General features: G+C 33.1%; 18 protein-coding genes, 2 tRNA genes and 1 other RNA gene. 17 read left to right on the plus strand and 4 right to left on the minus strand.

Annotation, left to right across the window (positions count from 1 at the left end; translation table 11 throughout):
- Positions 1–160: 160 nt before the first annotated feature.
- From murA to HA146_RS07285, 4 genes are all read left to right on the plus strand, one after another.
- Positions 161–1,531, plus strand: a complete 1,371-nt coding sequence (gene murA / locus HA146_RS07270) for a UDP-N-acetylglucosamine 1-carboxyvinyltransferase (RefSeq protein ID WP_209108900.1) — start codon at positions 161–163, stop codon at positions 1,529–1,531.
- A 543-nt stretch (positions 1,532–2,074) separates the two neighbouring features.
- Positions 2,075–2,156, plus strand: a tRNA-Leu gene (locus HA146_RS07275).
- A 5-nt stretch (positions 2,157–2,161) separates the two neighbouring features.
- A complete protein-coding gene (locus HA146_RS07280; RefSeq protein WP_209108901.1) occupies positions 2,162–3,337 on the plus strand; it encodes an aspartate aminotransferase family protein in 1,176 nt (391 codons plus the stop codon).
- Between the two features lie 11 nt (positions 3,338–3,348).
- Positions 3,349–4,581, plus strand: a complete 1,233-nt coding sequence (locus HA146_RS07285) for a bifunctional folylpolyglutamate synthase/dihydrofolate synthase (protein ID WP_209108902.1) — start codon at positions 3,349–3,351, stop codon at positions 4,579–4,581.
- Here HA146_RS07285 and HA146_RS07290 read toward each other — a convergent pair.
- Both HA146_RS07290 and HA146_RS07295 read right to left on the minus strand, forming a co-directional pair.
- Positions 4,578–5,933 carry an FAD-binding oxidoreductase gene (locus HA146_RS07290; RefSeq protein ID WP_209108903.1) on the minus strand — a complete coding sequence of 452 codons (1,356 nt, stop codon included), beginning with the start codon at positions 5,931–5,933 and terminating at the stop codon, positions 4,578–4,580. The two genes, HA146_RS07285 and HA146_RS07290, sit on opposite strands and share 4 nt — an antisense overlap.
- A gap of 37 nt (positions 5,934–5,970) precedes the next feature.
- Positions 5,971–7,206: an amidohydrolase family protein gene (locus HA146_RS07295; protein ID WP_209108904.1), complete on the minus strand. Its 1,236-nt coding sequence runs from the start codon at positions 7,204–7,206 to the stop codon at positions 5,971–5,973.
- Between the two features lie 129 nt (positions 7,207–7,335).
- On the opposite strand from HA146_RS07295, the gene HA146_RS07300 reads away from it, so the two are divergent.
- The 6 genes from HA146_RS07300 (at position 7,336) to ftsZ (ending at position 12,390) form a co-directional block, all read left to right on the plus strand.
- Positions 7,336–7,408 (plus strand) — tRNA-His (locus tag HA146_RS07300).
- A gap of 70 nt (positions 7,409–7,478) precedes the next feature.
- A complete protein-coding gene (gene miaB / locus HA146_RS07305; RefSeq protein ID WP_209108905.1) occupies positions 7,479–8,873 on the plus strand; it encodes a tRNA (N6-isopentenyl adenosine(37)-C2)-methylthiotransferase MiaB in 1,395 nt (464 codons plus the stop codon).
- Between the two features lie 11 nt (positions 8,874–8,884).
- On the plus strand, positions 8,885–9,952 hold the full coding sequence (locus HA146_RS07310; protein WP_209108906.1) for a D-alanine--D-alanine ligase family protein: 1,068 nt from the start codon (positions 8,885–8,887) through the stop codon (positions 9,950–9,952).
- 10 nt (positions 9,953–9,962) lie between these two features.
- Positions 9,963–10,373: a hypothetical protein gene (locus HA146_RS07315; RefSeq protein WP_209108907.1), complete on the plus strand. Its 411-nt coding sequence runs from the start codon at positions 9,963–9,965 to the stop codon at positions 10,371–10,373.
- Positions 10,370–11,095 (plus strand): cell division protein FtsQ/DivIB, encoded by a 726-nt coding sequence (locus HA146_RS07320; RefSeq protein ID WP_209108908.1) that lies wholly within the window; start codon positions 10,370–10,372, stop codon positions 11,093–11,095. The genes HA146_RS07315 and HA146_RS07320 overlap by 4 nt, the downstream gene beginning before the upstream one ends.
- Before the next feature lie 179 nt (positions 11,096–11,274).
- Positions 11,275–12,390, plus strand: coding sequence for a cell division protein FtsZ (gene ftsZ, locus HA146_RS07325; RefSeq protein WP_209108909.1), 1,116 nt, complete (start codon positions 11,275–11,277; stop codon positions 12,388–12,390).
- A 14-nt stretch (positions 12,391–12,404) separates the two neighbouring features.
- Here ftsZ and ffs read toward each other — a convergent pair.
- An RNA gene (ffs, locus tag HA146_RS07330) (signal recognition particle sRNA small type) lies at positions 12,405–12,501 on the minus strand.
- 46 nt (positions 12,502–12,547) lie between these two features.
- Here ffs and panB point away from each other — a divergent pair.
- Positions 12,548–13,321, plus strand: a complete 774-nt coding sequence (gene panB, locus HA146_RS07335) for a 3-methyl-2-oxobutanoate hydroxymethyltransferase (RefSeq protein ID WP_209108910.1) — start codon at positions 12,548–12,550, stop codon at positions 13,319–13,321.
- Here panB and hemW read toward each other — a convergent pair.
- A complete protein-coding gene (gene hemW / locus HA146_RS07340; protein WP_209108911.1) occupies positions 13,314–14,537 on the minus strand; it encodes a radical SAM family heme chaperone HemW in 1,224 nt (407 codons plus the stop codon). The two genes, panB and hemW, sit on opposite strands and share 8 nt — an antisense overlap.
- 96 nt (positions 14,538–14,633) lie before the next feature.
- Here hemW and HA146_RS07345 point away from each other — a divergent pair, with 96 nt between their 5' ends.
- The 6 genes from HA146_RS07345 to HA146_RS07370 all read left to right on the plus strand — a co-directional run bounded on the left by HA146_RS07345 (position 14,634) and on the right by HA146_RS07370 (position 19,488).
- Positions 14,634–15,743 (plus strand): PIN/TRAM domain-containing protein, encoded by a 1,110-nt coding sequence (locus HA146_RS07345; protein WP_209108912.1) that lies wholly within the window; start codon positions 14,634–14,636, stop codon positions 15,741–15,743.
- A gap of 40 nt (positions 15,744–15,783) precedes the next feature.
- The gene (locus HA146_RS07350) at positions 15,784–16,446 is read left to right on the plus strand and encodes an ATP-dependent Clp protease proteolytic subunit (RefSeq protein ID WP_032518226.1); all 663 of its coding nucleotides are present in this window, start codon (positions 15,784–15,786) and stop codon (positions 16,444–16,446) included.
- A 26-nt stretch (positions 16,447–16,472) separates the two neighbouring features.
- Positions 16,473–17,084, plus strand: a complete 612-nt coding sequence (locus HA146_RS07355; RefSeq protein WP_002807795.1) for an ATP-dependent Clp protease proteolytic subunit — start codon at positions 16,473–16,475, stop codon at positions 17,082–17,084.
- Between the two features lie 110 nt (positions 17,085–17,194).
- On the plus strand, positions 17,195–18,184 hold the full coding sequence (gene ilvC / locus HA146_RS07360; RefSeq protein WP_209108913.1) for a ketol-acid reductoisomerase: 990 nt from the start codon (positions 17,195–17,197) through the stop codon (positions 18,182–18,184).
- A complete protein-coding gene (gene cbiB, locus HA146_RS07365) occupies positions 18,172–19,197 on the plus strand; it encodes an adenosylcobinamide-phosphate synthase CbiB (protein ID WP_209108914.1) in 1,026 nt (341 codons plus the stop codon). The genes ilvC and cbiB overlap by 13 nt, the downstream gene beginning before the upstream one ends.
- A 45-nt stretch (positions 19,198–19,242) precedes the next feature.
- A complete protein-coding gene (locus tag HA146_RS07370; protein ID WP_209108915.1) occupies positions 19,243–19,488 on the plus strand; it encodes a chlorophyll a/b-binding protein in 246 nt (81 codons plus the stop codon).
- The last annotated feature ends 1 nt before the right edge of the window (position 19,489 follow it).

Consider the following 19,489-nt stretch of genomic DNA (forward strand, 5'->3'; position numbering starts at 1 on the left):
ACATTTTAATTTCCATTAAAGTATTGAACAATATTTTTTAAATTTTAATTTCCCAAAAATTGAATAATACATTTTTACTTTTAATTAATATTCAGGACGTTACATAGGGTGGACTTAAGAATATTAGTTTGTCATTATAAATCTAATAAATTAAATCTTAATGATTTGCGTAAGCAAAAAGAAGTCATATCTTAAATCGCAAAATTTAAAGATTTTTGGCCAAGGTAAATTAAATGGAAGAGTTAAAATAAGTGGTGCGAAAAATTCAGCCTTGGTTTTGCTGGCGGCATCATTACTAACTAATGAAAGAATAATTCTTGAGAATGTTCCCCGTCTTACTGATATTGAAAAAATGGGAAATATTCTTAAGAATTTAGGAGTTAATTTGGTAGATAAAAACAATAAAATAGAGATAGATTCAAAAAATATTTCCGTTAAAGAACTTCCTTATGAACTTGTTAATGGACTAAGAGCTAGTTTCTTTTGTATTGGAGCTCTATTAAGTAAATTTGGAGAGGCTAAAGTCCCCTTACCTGGAGGTTGCAATATTGGTTCAAGGCCAATTGATGAGCACATTAATGGACTTAAAGCATTAGGTGCAGAAATTCTCATTGAAGAAGAAATTGTCAAGGCAAAAATAAAAGGAAAGAAAAATAAACTTTATGGTACTGATATCAAATTAAAGTGTCCAAGCGTAGGGGCAACTGAAACTTTAATAATGGCTGCATCTCTAGCCGAGGGACGGACTACTATTGAGAATGCTGCAAGAGAGCCCGAAATTCAGGATTTATGTCAAATGCTTAATAAAATGGGAGCAAAAATTTACGACGCTGGTAAAGAAAAAATAATTATTGATGGTGTTAATAAACTTGGTGGTTGTACGCATAAAGTAATTCCAGACAGAATAGAAGCTGGAACTTTTCTAATAGCTGCTGCTGCAACTTCCTCCTCCATTACAATTTCTCCTGTTATTCCTATACATCTTGAAGCTGTTACGAATAAGCTTCAAGAGAGTGGGAGTAAAATTACTATTAAAGGTAATTCAATTAAAATCAAGGGTAAAGAGATTAAAGGAGTAGACATTGATACAGCCCCCTACCCAGGATTTCCTACTGATTTGCAGGCACCATTTACAGCTCTAATGACGATCGCCAATGGTGAATCCAGGATAACTGAAACAATTTTCGAAAACAGAATGAATCATATTCATTTACTAAAGAAAATGGGTGCAAGTATAAAATTAAATAAAAATGTAGCTTATATCAAAGGTGTTAAAACAATTAAGGGGATGGATCTAGTTGGCTCAGATCTAAGGTCATCAGCCGCATTAATAATTGCTGGTATTATCGCTAAAGGTATTAGTAAGGTCTATGGTTTAGAGCATTTGGATAGAGGTTATGAAAATTTTGAATCAAAGCTAAAAATGTTGGGTATTAAAATAGCGAGAGAGTTTAATAAAAGAACTCTTACTCGGAGTGAATGTAAAATTGATTCTGAACCTAAAGAAATTATAGATTTAAGAGTTGCTTAGTATACGAATAGAAATTTTTCAATTCTTAGGAAATTAATTTATACGTAAGCGATATTAATTAATGAAATAGAACCTAAAAATAGTAGAAACAACACTAAAAAGCGATTAGACCAAGTTTTATTTAAACCACTAAGTTTCAAATAATTCATACCCAAGTTCCACCATTAGAACCAAATGCTGTAAGAATAGTTACTGCAACAAAAAGGTAAGGGACAAATTTTAAAGATAATTTTTTAGCTTTAGTTTTAGACATTTAAAATTTTTCTTTTTAATATAACATAATGTTACTAAACATGAAGCTATCTCCTAAGAAAAAAGGCTTTTACTAGCTATTAGATACAAAGCTGTGCCATAAATGTTAAAAAATTCATTTTTATCTTACTTCTTGTCAGCAAATCCAAGAAATATGACTCTATGTTTTTATTAAAAAGATTTTAACTAATAAAAAATGTGATCTTGATCGCTTTTCCTTAACTACCAAACTCATAGTCAATAAGATGATTTTTGTTATAATAAAAAAGTTCATTATTTTTCAAAAGCCTTGGGAGCGTGGTGGAATTGGTAGACGCACCGCACTCAAAATGCGGCACCTTCGGGTATGTCGGTTCAAGTCCGACCGCTCCCACTTTGATGAATACTTATAGTCGATTCGATATATCTTTCAAAAAAGGGAAAGGTTGTTGGCTATGGGACAAAACAGGTAAAAAGTATCTTGATGCAGTTGCTGGTATAGCGACTTGTAGTCTTGGCCATAGCGATAGAGTTTTAAGAAGAAGGCTATCGACTCAACTAAAAAAGATTCAACATATTTCAAATCTCTACAACATTGAAGAACAAGAACAATTAAGCAGAACTTTAACGAATATGAGTTGTGCTGAAAGCGTTTTTTTCTGCAATAGTGGCGCAGAAGCAAATGAATCAGCTATTAAATTAATAAAGAAATTTGGAAATACAAGAAATGAAGGGAAAGAATCAATTATTCTCGCAGCAGAATCCAGCTTTCATGGCAGAACATTGGCAGCCTTAAGTGCGACTGGTCAGCCCAAATATCAAAAAGGTTTCGAACCTATGATTAAAGGATTTAAGTTTTTTGAATTTAACAATTTTGATTCAGTAAAAAAATTATTTGAAGATTGTGAAAATAATGATCAAAAGATTTCTGGTGTATTAGTTGAACCAATACAAGGAGAAGGTGGCGTAATTCCTGGAAGTAAAATATTTTTTAAAAGCCTAAGAGATATATGTGATAAATATAATTCTCTTCTCATTTTAGATGAGGTTCAAAGTGGAGTAGGTCGAACTGGGAAAATGTGGGGTTATGAAAATTTAGGAATTGAACCTGATGGATTCACCCTTGCTAAAGGATTAGGAGGAGGTCATGCAATTGGAGCATTATTGGTAAAAGAAAAAGCTAACATTTTTTCTCCAGGAGATCATGCAAGCACTTTTGGAGGGAACCCATTCGCCTGCAAGGCTGCCTTAACTGTATTAGAAGAAATAAATAGAAGAAATCTTATCAATAATGTTTATCTAAGAGGGGAACAATTAAGTGCTGGTTTTGAAAAATTGTCAAAAAAATTTCCAAATATTATTAGCGGGAAAAGAGGTTTAGGTTTAATACAAGGTCTTCTTATAAATGATGATTATGCTGATGCAAAAAAAATTACATTAAAAGCTTTTGATAAAGGATTACTTGTAGTTCCTGCAGGAGGAAATGTTGTAAGGATTGTCCCACCATTAGTTATATCTCGAAGAGAAATTAATATTCTTTTGGATAAGCTAAATTCAATTTTTGAAGAGTTATAGTAATTTAAATTTTGAAAAATGCAAATTTAAAAATTTTTGAATTATTATCACCCAAATATGAAAGGGATAATATGAAGTTAGGTTTATCAAGAATTAAAAAAGCACTTCAAGAACTTGATAATCCTTGCAAGAATATCCCTGCAATACAAATTATTGGAACCAATGGGAAAGGATCAATCGCGGCATATTTAGAAAGTATACTTTTTGAAGCTAACAAAAATTTTGGCGTAACTACATCTCCTCATCTTTTTGATGTATGTGAGAGGATTAGAGTTAATAAGAAAAATATTAACAAAATTGAATTTGAAAAAATCTATAGCTTAATAGAAAAAAATCTTTCAATATATGAATTAACTCCTTTTGAAAAAATCATTTGCTGCGCACTAAATTTTTTTGACAATGAAAAAGTTGAATTACTCATTCTTGAAGCTGGCTTAGGGGGACGATTAGACGCGACAACCGCCCATAAATCTAGACCAATAATTGCTATTGGGAATATTGGCTTAGACCATAAAGAATTTCTTGGAGATACGATTCAAAAAATTACCAAGGAAAAATTAGCAGTTATTGAAAAAAATTCAATTGTCATCTCGTGCGCCCAAAACAGTCAAGTTGAAAATTTAATAACCAAAAAAGTTGAAGAAGTTGGAGCAGAAATTATCTGGAAAGATTCAATTTCAAACAGCTATGAGCTTGGATTAAAAGGAATTTTCCAAAAGCAAAATGCTTCAGTCGCCGTTGGTGCAATTGAAGCACTTAATAATTTGGGATTTAATATTAAAGAAAAATATATATCTGAAGGTCTTAAAAAGACAACTTGGAACGGAAGGCTAGAAATAATAAATTATTTAAACAAAAAAATTCTTGTAGATTGTGCGCATAATTATCCTGCTGCAAAAGCACTCTCTAATGAGCGAAGCAATTGGGAGAATGAAGATAAAGGAATTTATTGGATTTTAGGTGTCCAAAGACAAAAAGATATTTACGCAATATTAAAAATACTTCTAAAGAAAAATGATCACTTATTACTTGTGCCAGTTCCAAACCAACCTAGTTGGAAATTAAACGATCTCTCTCAAATTAAAGAGATTGACTTTCAAAACATAATTGAGTTTGAGAAATTTGAATTTGCCATTGAGTATTTATTTACCCTTAAAAACTGGCCCCCCAATCATCCTGTTTTAACAGGTTCTATTTTTTTAGTAGCTGAATTTATTAAATTTGCAAATAAACAGAAATGTTAAATATTAAATTGTTCCTTTACTTCCCAACCTTCCAATTTTCCTGGATTTAATAGACCTTTAGGATCAAATTTTAATTTCGCTTTTACTTGATCTGCGTCAACCACTCCTAGGCCTCCGCCTTCGACAGTTAAAACATGGGGATTAAAAATAAACGCACCAAGTTTCTTACAATCTTCCATTATTTCATTTAATTCATCTATCCCATTCCACTTTAATACAGGCAAAGCCGCTAATCGTGGTGATCCTTGTTGAGAAACTGCCTCTAAATGCCAAAGAACTTTTCTACCCCATTTTTTTCTCAAAAAATTAATCAATTCTAGTTCATTATTAAGTGGCAAAAGCATCTGTAAATACGTCCAATTTTTATCCCTAGACCTCATATGAAGAGTTGTATGATTCCATACGAGTTCAGAAATTCCATTGACGAGTTTTTCTTCTTCCCCAAGGAGGGTAGATTCAACTTTGAATTTTTTACAAATAAGCTCGATGGTTTTTGTTCCTCCAAGAGTAGATTGAATTAATATCTTGTGACTTCTAGAATTACTTTTAAACCATCTTGGCATTTGATCTACAATTTCTTCTTCAAGAATTGCTCCTAATTTCAGATCAATTGCTGCGCTCGTAAGATTTTTTAATATTTCTATTGTTTTTTCAAATTCAATACAGTCGATAACTATTGAATACCACTTACGTTTGATATCAGTAGCAAGGAATAAAGAAGTAATAATTCCATTAGTCCCATAAGCATGATTTAGAGGTTCGGATTCTTCAGCATCAAATTTTAATAATGCAGATTTTTCATTCATAGTTACTGCCTCTAAACCAATAAGATTTCCTGGATCTCTTAAAAATCCCCACCTAATGGACCCAATACCTCCTGATCCACCTGCAATAAAACCTCCAATTGTTGCAGTTTTCCAAGTACTAGGAAGTAACCTCAATTCCCTCCCATATTTCTCTAATTGTTTATTCAAATCTCCCATAACACATCCAGACTGTACTTTTACAAAACCTGTATCTGGATCAAATTCTTCTAACTTATTAAAGTGACTCATCTGCATTACAACTCCTTTAAACAATGGGACAGCTTGTCCGTAATTACCTGTACCTGAACCCCTTAGAGTAAGTGGGATAGAAAATTCCCAACAAATTTCTGCCACTTCCTTTACCGCTTTATGATCGCTAGGTCTTACCACCAAATCAGCAATACATTCGTCTAATTTTTCAGTCAGAATTGGAGAGTAATTATAAAAATCTTTTGAAAGTCTTTTTACGTCGGATTGGCTTTCAATAATCTCTAAGTTGTTAACTTCCCTAAATTTGTCTATAAAGTTAAATCTATTTGATGTCATTAATAATTTTTTTTTGTTTTGTATATAAATTAGCCGATTAGCAATATAAATCGCCTTTTATAAACACTTTTCTCTTTAAGGTACTAGAAAAAACATCCGCCCATCTTTGTGCATCTAAAATTACAAAGTCAGCAGGGCAACCCTTTTTAATTAAACCATCCCATTTTAAGTTTAATAATCTGCTTGGAGCTAAAAAAACAGAAGATAGAGTCATTCTCTCCCAGGGATTTAGTTGAAGCATAGGTATCGAGCAAGACAACATATAAAAAGGATCGAAATTACCAAATGGGTACCAGGGATCTTGAACATTATCACTCCCTATAGATACATCAACGTGTGATTTTTGTAATTGCTTTATTGGCGCAACTGGTCTTTTTAATGAGGTAGTTTTATTACTTCGATTGAGCAGCCAAAAATTTGTTAGGGGTAAAGCAATAACTTTAATATTTTTCTCAGCCATTTTTTCTCCTAAATTTAAAATCTCTCTATGACTTAGAGAAATAAGACTACTCAAATGACTACAAGTAATTGGAATATTATTAATATTTAAATTTTCGATTGTCTCTAATAAAACTTTTATACCTGCTCCAGGCTCAATGATCGATTCATCTATATGCAAATCAATTTCTAATTTATATTTACTCGCAAGAAGAAGCATCTTTGCGAGAAATTTGCTTGTATCTTTTTTATTGAAAGGGGGCACAATAACACCTCCTAAAATGCCTCCATAAGATGAAAATATTTTTGCCAACTCTTCTCCATTAGAAGTATCCCAAAATTCCAATGGGGCTAGAGCAACGAATTGTAAAGTCAACTCAGATGCAAACTTTTTTTGTAATTTGAAAAGTTCAATCCAAATATTAATTGATTGACTTTTGTATGTATCAATATGACTTCTAATAGCTCGGTATCCATTTTTTATAGCAAGTTTTAATGATTTCTCAACTCTCTCTAGAACCTTATCTGTAGTTCTAGTTTTATGTTCTTCAAGATTTATTGATAATGCTCCTCCATAGTTTGATTCCAGGTTAGGAAAATCTGCCCATGTAAAAGATTTATCAAAATGCGAATGCGTTTCAACAAATCTTGGGAATAAAATATTTTTTGGTTTTGTAACTCTATTTTTTAGAGGCTTTAACTCAGAGACAAATCCATCCTCCCAACTAATGGAAACTGAACATAAATCCTCTATATCAATAATGAGGTTATCAATATCTTCTATTAAACAAAGGCTTCTGGGAATAAGAACCTCAGCTTTGCCGGAATTACTCAAATTTTTAAATTTTCTTTTATTTTAAATCATAAGAAAACTTACCTGAATTAGAAAATAATTCAAATTTCGCTAAAAGATAAAAATAACTATGAAAAATTACCCTTGAGTTGTTAAATTTATAAATGTGAGGCGGGCGTCGCCAAGTGGTTAAGGCAGCGGCTTGTGGCGCCGCTATTCGGGGGTTCGAATCCCCTCGCTCGCCCTCAAAAAATTGCAGCAAAATTTTTTAAATTGTAATTTTGAATTAAAGAATCATAAAAATTTTTAGTAAAGTGCTGACAAAAACAAAACCAGACGAAAAAAATTTTCAAACGAATTCAACTACTGGCAGTTATTGGATAACCACATTTGGATGCCAAATGAACAAGGCTGATTCTGAGAGAATGGCTGGGACATTAGAGAAAATGGGATATACCAGAGCAGATAATGAATTAAATGCAGATTTGGTCTTGTATAATACATGCACAATCAGAGATAATGCGGAGCAAAAAGTTTATAGTTTTCTAGGAAGACAAGCAAAAAGGAAGCACAAAACACCTAGCTTAAAACTTGTAGTTACAGGTTGCCTTGCTCAGCAAGAGGGAGAGTCCTTACTAAGAAGAGTCCCAGAACTTGATCTGGTTATGGGGCCTCAACACGTAAATAATCTTGAGAATCTTCTGGGGAAAGTTGATTTAGGCAATCAAGTTGCTGCCACAGAAGAAACCTTCATTTCTGAAGACATAACAAGTGCCAGAAGAGAAAGCTCTATTTGTGGCTGGGTTAATATCATTTATGGATGTAATGAAAAATGTTCATATTGTGTAGTTCCTTCTGTCAGAGGGAAAGAGCAATCTAGATATCCAAATGCAATAAAAAGTGAGATCCAAAAATTAGCTGATGATAATTTTAAAGAAGTTACTCTTTTGGGGCAGAATATTGATGCTTATGGTAGAGATCTTCCAGGGACTACAAAAGAAGGGAGAAAAGAAAATACTTTAACTGATCTTTTATATTATGTTCACGATGTTAAAGGAATTCACAGAATAAGATTTGCGACTAGTCATCCAAGATATTTTTCAAAAAGATTAATTCAAGCTTGTTATGAACTTGATAAAGTCTGTGAACATTTCCATATTCCCTTCCAAAGTGGAAATGATGAAATCTTAAAGCAAATGTCCAGAGGATACACTATCAAAAAGTATAAAAACATTATTGAGAATATAAGATCATTAATGCCAGATGCATCAATCACAGCTGATGCCATAGTTGCTTTCCCAGGAGAAAGCGAACAACAATATCAAGATACATTAAAGCTAATATCAGAAATTGGTTTTGATCAAGTGAATACAGCAGCATACTCTCCAAGACCAAACACGCCTGCAGCAGTTTGGTCGAATCAACTTTCGGAAGAGGTAAAAAAAGCCAGATTACAGGAAATTAATGATTTAGTCGAGAAAACTGCTAGGAGTAGAAATCAAAGATATATCAATAATATCGAAAGCATTTTAATTGAGGGTTTAAATCCAAAAAATTCCTCGCAAATTATGGGTAGAACTAGAACAAATAGATTAACTTTCGTAGAGATTCCCAAAAACATTAACTTTAATTTTTCATTGGGAGATGAGATAGATGTCAGAATAAATGAAGCAAGACCTTTTTCTTTAACAGGCGAACTTTATTTATGATTTTTTTCTAAATGATCGGGGGTAAGAAAAAATGTATTGGGTTAATATTTGGCGGGAATTCCAATGAACATGAAGTATCGATATCCTCTGCGAAAACAGTTTATCAAGCATTTAATTCAGAAATAAACAAAGAACGCTTTACAGTTAAAGCCTTTTACATAAACAAATATGGAGATTGGCTTGATAGTGATAGTTCAGAAAAAATCCTAATTGGTGAAATTGAAAACAATAAAACAATAAAACAAGAAATCTTTAATCAAGAAAAATTTAACTTCCTTGACGGAATTGAATTTCAAAATGTTGATGTTTGGTTTCCTCTTTTACATGGATTTAATGGTGAAGACGGATCAATTCATGGCTTACTTAGATTTACAAAGAAGCCTTTAGTAGGGTGTGGAATTATTGGCTCTGCACTTGGAATGGATAAAATATTGATGAAAACAATTTTCTCAAATCTTAAACTTCCACAAGTTAATTATCTAGTTTTTCGAAATGAAGATCTCAACGATAAGGAAGTAAAACAAAAGTTAATTAATCAAATTTTAAAAAAATTAAATTTTCCTCTTTTTGTTAAACCCTCTAACTCTGGATCTTCTCTTGGCATATCTAAAGTTAAAAATAAATCAGAAATATTACAAGCATTGAACAAGGCTTGGGAAATAGATCCAAGAATCTTAGTAGAGGAAGGTTTAGATGTAAGAGAGATTGAATGCGGAATAATTGGCAAGTCAAAACTCCTAACCTCTGAGATAGGAGAAGTAACCTACGAAAGTGATTGGTATGATTACGATTCAAAATACAACTTAAATAACAAGATAACTATCCCAGCAGAAATAGATTCTAAAACTGCCAAACACATTAAAGAAATTGCTATTCAAAGTTGTAGGGCACTAAATATTTTTGGTTTTGCAAGGGTAGATTTCTTTTTAGAAAAATCTTCAAATAAAATCTTATTAAATGAAATAAATACAATTCCTGGTTTTACAAAAAACAGTATGTTTCCAATGCTTTGGAAAGCTTCAGGTTTAAATATTGAACAACTTGTGGCTAAACTAGTAGAGACATCTCTTGATTTATAAGTCAAATCAAATGCTGCATGGACTTCTTTGGTTACCATTACTTTTGATCTTCGTTTTACTAACTGCTTTAGGATGGTTAGAAAGAAGAAGGCAAAATCTTTTTAGGGGCTGGGCGAATGGTTCTGAACTTTGCAAATTAGATAGTTCAGGTGCAGCGTCCTTAAAAGATGGGGAATTAAAATGGAGTGCATTTGAAGCTGGTAAATTTGAAGAAAAAGATAGTTTTATAATCAAGAAACTAGAATTAGTTGAATTAATGGCACTCACTTCAGGAGAAGCTCCTCTAACAAGTGAATCTCAAGGAAAGTGCAGGTTGAGACTAGTAGGCGATGGGAAAGAGATGGATGTACCATTTTCAGATGCAGAGCAGGCGAGAAAATGGATGGACCAATTGATGGAAAAAGCTCGATGTGATTTGTGACAACCAAGAAACAAGTTAACAAGAGAAGTCTTTTATTTCTAATTTTATTTTTATTTTCAACAAGCTTCTTAAGCCTCAAAACCTTAAAGAAGGTGAATATTCAAGACATTAGGATTTCCGGTAGTGAATTATTCTCGCAGAATGATGTTGTAAATAATTCATCTTTAAAATTTCCAATCCGATTAATTTTTGTTAAAACTAACTTTTTAGAAAAAGAGTTAAAACAAAATTTATCGCTAAAGAATATTTCAGTAAGTAGACAAATATTTCCTTTTGGTTTAAAAGTTCATGTTGATACAAGAACTCCAATTGCTTACGGTGAAAGAATATTGAATAACGAAAAAATATTAGGTTTTATTGATAAAGATGGAAGTTTTATTAATAAACAAAATGTGGACGAAACAAATTTGAGCAAATTAACTTTACAAGTTTTTGGTTGGGAAAAAAAATTTAAAAAAAGATTATCTGAAATTATAATTGCCCAAGAGAATTATGAATTTGAGCTGGTTAAAATAACTTTTTCATCAAATGGATTTCTAACTATTGATGAAAAAGATTTAAAAACAATATTCCTAGGATTTAATCCAACTTTAATTAACTATCAATTACAAATAATCAATAACCTGAAAAATGAATTTAAAAAAAATAACTTTCTTAAAAAAATAGATAATATTGATCTTACTGATCCAAATAGACCTAAAATAAAAGTGTTCAAACCCTAATATTTGGGGGTTAATTTTAAATAATTTTTTTTAATTATTGTAGTGTTGACTAGGGTTTAGCATTTAAATCAAAATATTTATTAAATAAATATTTAAGGAGTTTCCTCAACAAATTCCTACAGATGGGCTTAGTGAGTTCATAATGCACCCAATACTAGTATTAGATCCCTAATTAAGAGATGAGCTTCGGTAACAATCCAAACTTTGATCAATCGAGAGAAATCCTTCCAAGCCAAAACGCCAAAATAGAAGTTATTGGCGTTGGTGGTGGTGGAAGTAACGCAGTTAACAGAATGATAAATAGTGATTTAGAGGGTGTATCATTTCGAGTCCTTAACACTGATGCACAAGCGCTACTACAGTCTTCTGCAGAGAGTAGAGTCCAACTAGGGCAAAACCTTACCAGAGGGCTAGGCGCAGGAGGAAATCCAAGTATTGGCCAAAAAGCTGCGGAAGAATCTAAAGATGAGCTTCAACAAGCTTTAGAGGGGTCCGATCTAGTTTTCATAGCCGCTGGAATGGGCGGTGGAACTGGGACAGGGGCGGCTCCAGTAGTCGCAGAAGTAGCAAAACAAAGTGGTGCTTTAACAGTAGGAATAGTTACTAAACCATTTTCTTTTGAAGGTAAAAGAAGAATGCGTCAAGCAGAAGAAGGCATTGCAAGACTAGCTGAAAATGTAGATACTCTTATAGTAATCCCAAATGACCGATTAAAAGACGTTATAGCAGGAGCTCCGCTTCAAGAAGCATTTAGGAATGCCGATGATGTTTTAAGAATGGGCGTCAAAGGTATCAGTGACATAATTACTCGTCCAGGATTAGTTAATGTTGATTTCGCAGATGTAAGATCGGTTATGACAGAAGCAGGCACGGCTCTTCTTGGAATAGGTATTGGTTCAGGAAGATCGAGAGCATTAGAGGCAGCACAGGCAGCGATGAATAGTCCATTACTAGAAGCAGCTAGAATTGATGGTGCAAAAGGCTGCGTTATAAATATCACTGGTGGCAAAGATATGACTTTAGAAGACATGACCTCCGCATCTGAAATTATTTATGATGTCGTTGACCAAGAGGCAAATATTATCGTTGGTGCAGTTGTTGATGAGGCAATGGAAGGAGAAATACAAGTTACTGTAATTGCTACCGGATTTGAAACGAATCAACCTTTAAAACAACAACGAATAAAAAACAGATTGTCAAATCAAACCCTATATAATATGTCTGATAATAAAGAATCAGGAGCTAGTATTCCTGAGTTTTTGAGACTAAGACAAAATAAAAAAGATATAGATTAAAATATGTAAAATAGAGTGACTCGGTTATCTCGCCTGCCTCAAGCATCCCTTGTGGCTGCTACCTTCCGGTCCTGACCAGGTTTAGGCGTTAAAACCGCGAAAGGCCGAGTCATTAGTATATTAGCAATTCTTGATTAAAAAAGATACATAAATTCTTATGTTACCTTCAGACCTCGTTAAGTATAAAGAAAAATCTCAAAAAATTGTTGCATTAACTGCATGGGACTCTATATCAGGATCCATTGCAGAACAAGCTAATGTAGATCTCGTCTTAGTAGGAGATTCCTTAGCAATGGTCTGTCTAGGATACAAATCCACATTGCCATTAACTTTAGAAAACATAATTTATCATACTAATGCTGTGTCAAGAGGGTTTAAAAAGAAAATGGAAGAACAACCTTTGGTCGTTTCCGACATGCCTTTTCTGACTTACCAATGTGGAGAGGATAAAGCTGTGGAGTATGCAGGTAAAATCATTCAAAGCACTTATGCAAAAGCGGTAAAAGTAGAGGGGGCTGAACCAGAAATACAACAAGTTATTTCTAGATTAGTAAGAATGGGAATTCCTGTTATGGGACATATAGGACTCACACCACAAAGCTATTTAAATCTAGGATTAAAGAAACAAGGAGAAAGCTTAGCAAGCCAAGAAAAAATCAAGAAAGAAGCTTATATTCTCGAGAAATTAGGATGTTTTTCAATAGTTCTTGAACATATTCCTGAGTTGCTTGCTAAAGAAATACAAAATAACTTATCAATTCCTACGATAGGCATTGGTGCAGGTAATTTTTGCGATGGGCAAGTAAGAGTCACTGCCGATTTGTTAGGCCTTAATGATGATCAACCACCATTTTGCCAGCCGATTATTCAGGGGAAAAAATTATTTAAAGATAAATTAAAAGAATGGGTAGCCTCTGAGAGAATTAATTAATCTTATCCCACCATTTAAACATCGAAATAAGAATTTGATTGCTTAGCTCCATACCTTTTGGATTACTTAAAAAGAACCTATTACCCTTTCTTACTAATAATCCACTTTCAAGAAATTCTTTCCATTCTTCAAGCAATTTACTTAAGTTACTTTCAAATTTTTTGTTTTCCCAGTTTTGTTCTTTAAACACTTTTTGGATATCTATACCCTCTTTAAGTCTCAATCCCAACATGATTTTCTCATCAATTTCTTTATAGACAAAGTCCTTATTAATGAGTGATGAATCCAAATTAAATTCGTATTGACTAATTACCCATTCTTTATATTCTTTACTGACTCTTGGTCTAGTCAACTTTCCCCCCCAAGGTGAACTAGTAGAACCTTGACCAAAACTCCACCACCCCAAACCACTCCAATAAACTCGATTATGTCTAGATTGATGCCTCGGTAAACAATAGTTTGAGATTTCATATCTTGAGTACCCTGAGTTTTTTAAAATTAAATGAGTTGATTCACTATTTCTAAAAGCCTCTTCATCACTTGGTAGTTTTAATTTTCCTAAATTAACTAATTTTTTAAAAACAGTTCCATTTTCAATATTTAAATCGTAAATGGATATATGGGGTGGTGAAAACGTCATTGTTTTGTTTAAGTCATCTTGCCATTCTTTAAATCCACTAAGTGGTAAGTTTTGAATTAAATCTAAACTCCAGCTTTTTATTAACCTTGAATCATATACTCTCTTCAACCATAAACAAGATTTTTCAGCATCTTCTCTCAAATGCCGCCTTCCCGACTTTTGCAGTATTTGATTATTAAAACTTTGTACACCAAGACTAAATCTATTTATCCCAGCATTTATGAATCCATAAAGATCATCTTGATTAAAACTAGCTGGGTCAACCTCCATAGTGATTTCAGCACCATAGTCAATTCCATAATTTTCTTTAAAAAGATCAATTATCTCTTTGATTTGTTTAGGATCCAAAATTGATGGTGTACCACCACCTATGTAAATTGTTGAAAGAGGTAATTTATGCTTAATTGACAATATTTCTCTGTATAAATAGTGCAAATATTCTTTAACAGTTTTACTTCCATAACCTTGTAAAGGTTCAACTTTATTTCCTAGTGGAATAACTGCAAAATCACAATAAAAGCACCTTCTATGACAAAAAGGGATGTGTACATAAGCACTTCTTGGGAACTTATTCATAATCTAAATACATTTTTAAGCTCCAAAAAAGTATTAAGGATAGAAAAAAACAAAATCCTTATTTACTCAATTAATAAATCCTAGTAGATTATAGATATGACAGATATCTTAGTATTAATTTTATTTGTAATGTCTGGGGCTGCCTCAGGATGGCTGGGGGTTGATTTATTGCCAGTAGACATACTCAAACAGGTGTCTAATGTAGAAGGTTTTAGAATTGTTTTAGCAATAATAGGTTTTTTTATAGGATTAGCAGCTGGTTTTGTATTCCTTCAACTTAGAAAAACATTTCTTAATCAAATAAGGACAATGCCTACGGATTTATTAATAAGTAGGTCAGTTGGCTTAATTGTAGGATTACTTGTTGCTAATCTCCTGCTTGCTCCAATACTATTAATTCCCTTCCCAAGAGAAGTCTTTTTTGCGAAACCTTTAGCAGCTATATTAAGCAATATTTTCTTTGGTGTGCTTGGTTATAAGTTAGCGGATACTCACGGTAGAACATTATTGAGATTATTCAATCCAAATAATACTGATGCATATCTAGTTAATGAAGGAATCCTTCCTGCTGCAAGTCCAAAAATTCTAGATACTAGTGTAATTATTGATGGCAGAATCAATGGCCTATTAAGTTGCGGCTTGTTGGAAGGGCAATTAATTGTGGCTCAAAGTGTAATTGATGAATTACAAACTTTAGCCGACTCAAGCAGTAATGAAAAAAGGTCTAAGGGCAGAAGAGGTCTGAAATTATTAAAAGAATTAAGAGATTTATACGGGAGAAGACTTGTAATAAACCCAACTAAATATGAAGGTAATGGAGTCGATGAAAAACTCTTGAAAATCACAGAGGATATGTCAGGAACTTTAATTACGGCTGATTACAATCTCTCTCAGATTGCAGAAGTTAAAGAATTAAAAGTTATGAATTTGAGTGATTTGGTTATTGCTTTAAGACCAGAAGTACAGCCAGGCGAATCACTTAATATAAAAATCGTAAGAGAGGGCAAAGAAAAAATGCAAGGTATTGGATATTTAGATGACGGAACAATGGTTGTAATTGATGAAGCAAAGAATTTTGTTGGAAGCAGGTTAGATATTGTCATCACAGGAGCACTACAAACTCCAACTGGAAGAATGGTCTTTGGAAAACTGACAAATAATCCTGAGTCAAACAAATCTTTTAAATCTCCAGCGACACAGGGCTAAATCTAGCTAGAATCAGATCAATCTTATTTTTGTGATACAAATGACTGTATCTGCTCCTTATTACGGCGAAAACACCGTTATGAGGACCCCGCCCCCTGATCTACCTTCTCTTTTACTTAAAGAGAGAATTGTCTATCTTGGTTTGCCATTATTTTCAGATGATGATGCGAAAAGACAATTAGGAATGGATGTTACTGAGCTAATCATTGCTCAGCTTCTTTATCTAGAGTTTGAAGATCCAGAAAAACCTATCTATTTTTATATAAATTCAACAGGGACAAGCTGGTACACAGGTGATGCAGTTGGCTTCGAAACAGAAGCTTTCGCTATCTGCGATACAATAAGCTACATTAAGCCCCCAGTACATACAATCTGTATCGGACAAGCAATGGGGACTGCTGCAGTCATCCTTTCATCTGGCACGAAGGGGCAAAGAGCAGCTCTCCCACATGCTTCTATTGTTTTACATCAACCTATAAGCGGGGCAAGAGGCCAAGCAACTGATATCCAAATAAGAGCTGAGGAAGTTTTGAAAAATAAAAAATCGATGCTGGAGATTCTATCTCGTAATACTGGAAAGACTATTGAAGAACTCTCTAAAGACTCAGACAGGATGAGTTATCTCAACCCGCAAGAAGCCTTAAATTATGGAGTTATCGATAGAATACTCACAAGTCAAAAAGATTTACCAAATAAAATTTAACCCTCACAAAAAACTACTTTAAAATCATGCCAATAGGAACTCCAAGCGTGCCTTATAGACTTCCCGGAAGTCAATACGAAAGATGGGTTGACATATATACAAGACTAGGTGTTGAAAGAATTCTTTTTCTTGGACAAGAAGTTAATGATGGAATTGCTAATAGCCTTGTTGCACAAATGCTTTATCTTGATTCTGATGACAATTCCAAACCTATCTATCTGTATATAAATAGCCCAGGAGGATCAGTAACTGCTGGTTTGGCAATATACGACACTATTAAATATGTAAAGAGTGATGTTGTAACCATATGCGTAGGCCTCGCAGCCTCCATGGGAGCTTTTCTATTGGCCGCTGGCACCAAAGGTAAAAGAGTTGCTTTACCTCACAGCAGAATAATGATTCATCAACCCCTGGGAGGAACATCTCAACGTCAAGCAAGTGATATTGAAATAGAGGCTAAAGAAATTTTAAGAATTAAAGATATGTTAAACATGTCTATGGCAGATATGACAGGGCAATCATTTGAAAAAATAGAAAAAGATACTGATAGAGATTATTTTCTAAGCGCAGAAGAAGCAAAAAACTATGGCCTGATTGATAGAGTAATCACACATCCAAGCGAAGCGAATCAGTCTTGAATTTTCTAAATAAATATTTTAATTTTCATTTTTAAATTAATAATTTATTGGTTTATTTACACGTTTAATGTCTAGAATATTAATTATCAAATGCAAAGAAGCTACAACTAATGACCCAACTCTTTTACGATACTGACGCAGATCTAAGTCTTTTAAATAATAAAAAAATAGCAATAATAGGATATGGGTCACAAGGACATGCACATGCCTTAAATCTTAAGGATAGTGGTATGGATGTAATTGTAGGATTATATAAAGGAAGTAAGTCTGAAAGCAAAGCTATTAGCGATGGTTTAGAAGTTTTTAGTGTTTCTGAAGCTTGCGAAAAAGCAGACTGGATTATGATTCTCCTTCCAGATGAGTTTCAGAAAGATGTTTACCTGAAAGAAATAGAACCAAACTTAAAAGAAGGAAAGATATTAAGTTTTGCTCATGGCTTCAATATAAGATTCGGACTTATCAAACCTCCTAGTTTTGTGGATGTTGTAATGATTGCCCCAAAAGGACCTGGACACACTGTTCGTTGGGAATATCAAAATGGTCAAGGAGTTCCAGCATTGTTTGCTGTAGAGCAGGATTCTTCCGGGAGTGCAAGATCATTGGCGATGGCTTACGCTAAAGGGATTGGCGGAACAAGAGCTGGAATTCTTGAAACAAACTTCAAAGAAGAAACAGAAACTGATTTATTTGGCGAACAAGCGGTTTTGTGTGGAGGATTATCAGAACTTGTCAAATCAGGCTTCGAAACTCTTGTAGAGGCAGGATATCAGCCCGAACTTGCTTACTTCGAATGCTTACATGAAGTTAAACTTATTGTTGATTTAATGGTGAAGGGAGGCTTATCTCAAATGAGAGATTCCATTTCAAATACTGCAGAATATGGAGATTATGTAAGTGGTAAAAGACTTATCAATAGTGATACAAAGAAAGAAATGCAGAAAATTCTAAAAGATATTCAAGATGGAACTTTCGCTAAGAATTTTGTAGAAGAATGCGATAAAAACAAACCCCTAATGACAAAATTAAGAGAAGAGAACTCAAAACATGAAATTGAGAAAGTAGGTAAAGGTCTGCGCTCGATGTTCAGTTGGCTGAAATAAATTTATTTTTAATATTTCTTGGATCGATTGGTTTTGATTTATTGATCGGCGATCCAAGATTCTTAATCCACCCAGTTCAAATAATTGGCTTTTACATAAAAAAAATATGTGATTACCTCATAAATAATTTTGGAGAAAATAAAGAAATATTGTTTTGGGGCGGTTTCATTGTCTCTATATCCACTATTGGAATAAGTTTTAGTTTAGGAAAATTGATAGAACTTAGTTTTGTGCAATCAAGAACTCATTTTTTTGGTGGATTGTTAATTTTTTTTGGACTTTCTAGTTGTATTGCGACTAAGGGACTTATTTCAAGTGTGAAGGAGATTGCAGAGCTAGTAGAACGCAAGGAAATTAATGACCAAAATAAGAGGAAAATCAAAGCGAAAGTTCAAAGAATAGTAAGTAGGGATGTAAGTTCATCTTCTATAAAACATCTCTTGAGATCGAGTACCGAGAGCCTTACCGAAAATTCTGTTGATGGTATATTTGGGCCATTATTTTGGATTTTTATTGGAATAGTTTTTATGAAGTTTTCAATGTTTCTGCCAGGGCCTTTATCACTTGGTTTGTCTTATAAAGCAATAAGTACTTTAGATTCAATGATAGGTTACAAATATGATTATTTTAGATATTTGGGTTTTTTCAGTGCAAAAATCGAAGATATTTTTACGTTTGTTCCTTCAAGATTAGTTTTAATCACATTACCTTTAGTTGGTTCCAAAGTTAATGAGTACATACCAATCATAAAAAAAAGTTATCTTGATGGTAAAAAATATGATTCGCCTAATGCTGGGATTTCAGAAGCTATATTTGCTTATATTTCCGGTATTAAATTGGGAGGAAAAAGTAAATATAAAAATGAAATTATTGAAAAGCCAATAATCAATGCGACTGGAGATAATTGCAGTGGAGAGAAAATTAAATTAATTTGTCAATTAATTTTGAGATTACAATTTTTATGGATAATAATTTTTATCTTAATTTTTTTTATGATTTCGAGTTTAATTTAATAATAAATTAATTTAAAAATTATTAATATAAACAAAAAAGACTCTATGCAAGAAAAAGACTCTCCAATGGAAAATCAAAATGATGATTTTACTAATAATTCATCAACTGATAATGAATACTCAAAATGGGTAGACAATCAGGGGGATGAAGTAAAGAATGTTTTTGGATTTAATAGCAGCGCTGAGCTTGTGAATGGTAGAGCAGCTATGATCGGATTCTTAATGCTAATATTAACCGAGTTGGTTTTTAGCGGCAGACCTGTGACTTCTTCAATTTTTGGCATCAATTAAA

The organism is Prochlorococcus marinus CUG1416, from assembly GCF_017695965.1.
Lineage (GTDB): Bacteria > Cyanobacteriota > Cyanobacteriia > PCC-6307 > Cyanobiaceae > Prochlorococcus_A.

Excerpts from the sequence above, each read along its gene's own strand:
- ilvC (WP_209108913.1), top strand. The coding sequence starts at position 17,195 with ATGACCCAACTCTTTTACGATACTGACGCAGATCTAAGTCTTTTAAAT.
- HA146_RS07315 (WP_209108907.1), top strand. The coding sequence starts at position 9,963 with ATGCTGCATGGACTTCTTTGGTTACCATTACTTTTGATCTTCGTTTTA.
- HA146_RS07290 (WP_209108903.1), bottom strand. The coding sequence starts at position 5,933 with ATGACATCAAATAGATTTAACTTTATAGACAAATTTAGGGAAGTTAAC.
- panB (WP_209108910.1), top strand. The coding sequence starts at position 12,548 with ATGTTACCTTCAGACCTCGTTAAGTATAAAGAAAAATCTCAAAAAATT.
- murA (WP_209108900.1), top strand. The coding sequence starts at position 161 with ATGATTTGCGTAAGCAAAAAGAAGTCATATCTTAAATCGCAAAATTTA.
- HA146_RS07350 (WP_032518226.1), top strand. The coding sequence starts at position 15,784 with ATGACTGTATCTGCTCCTTATTACGGCGAAAACACCGTTATGAGGACC.
- HA146_RS07370 (WP_209108915.1), top strand. The coding sequence starts at position 19,243 with ATGCAAGAAAAAGACTCTCCAATGGAAAATCAAAATGATGATTTTACT.
- HA146_RS07345 (WP_209108912.1), top strand. The coding sequence starts at position 14,634 with ATGACAGATATCTTAGTATTAATTTTATTTGTAATGTCTGGGGCTGCC.
- HA146_RS07355 (WP_002807795.1), top strand. The coding sequence starts at position 16,473 with ATGCCAATAGGAACTCCAAGCGTGCCTTATAGACTTCCCGGAAGTCAA.
- HA146_RS07280 (WP_209108901.1), top strand. The coding sequence starts at position 2,162 with ATGAATACTTATAGTCGATTCGATATATCTTTCAAAAAAGGGAAAGGT.
- HA146_RS07310 (WP_209108906.1), top strand. The coding sequence starts at position 8,885 with ATGATCGGGGGTAAGAAAAAATGTATTGGGTTAATATTTGGCGGGAAT.
- hemW (WP_209108911.1), bottom strand. The coding sequence starts at position 14,537 with ATGAATAAGTTCCCAAGAAGTGCTTATGTACACATCCCTTTTTGTCAT.
- ftsZ (WP_209108909.1), top strand. The coding sequence starts at position 11,275 with ATGAGCTTCGGTAACAATCCAAACTTTGATCAATCGAGAGAAATCCTT.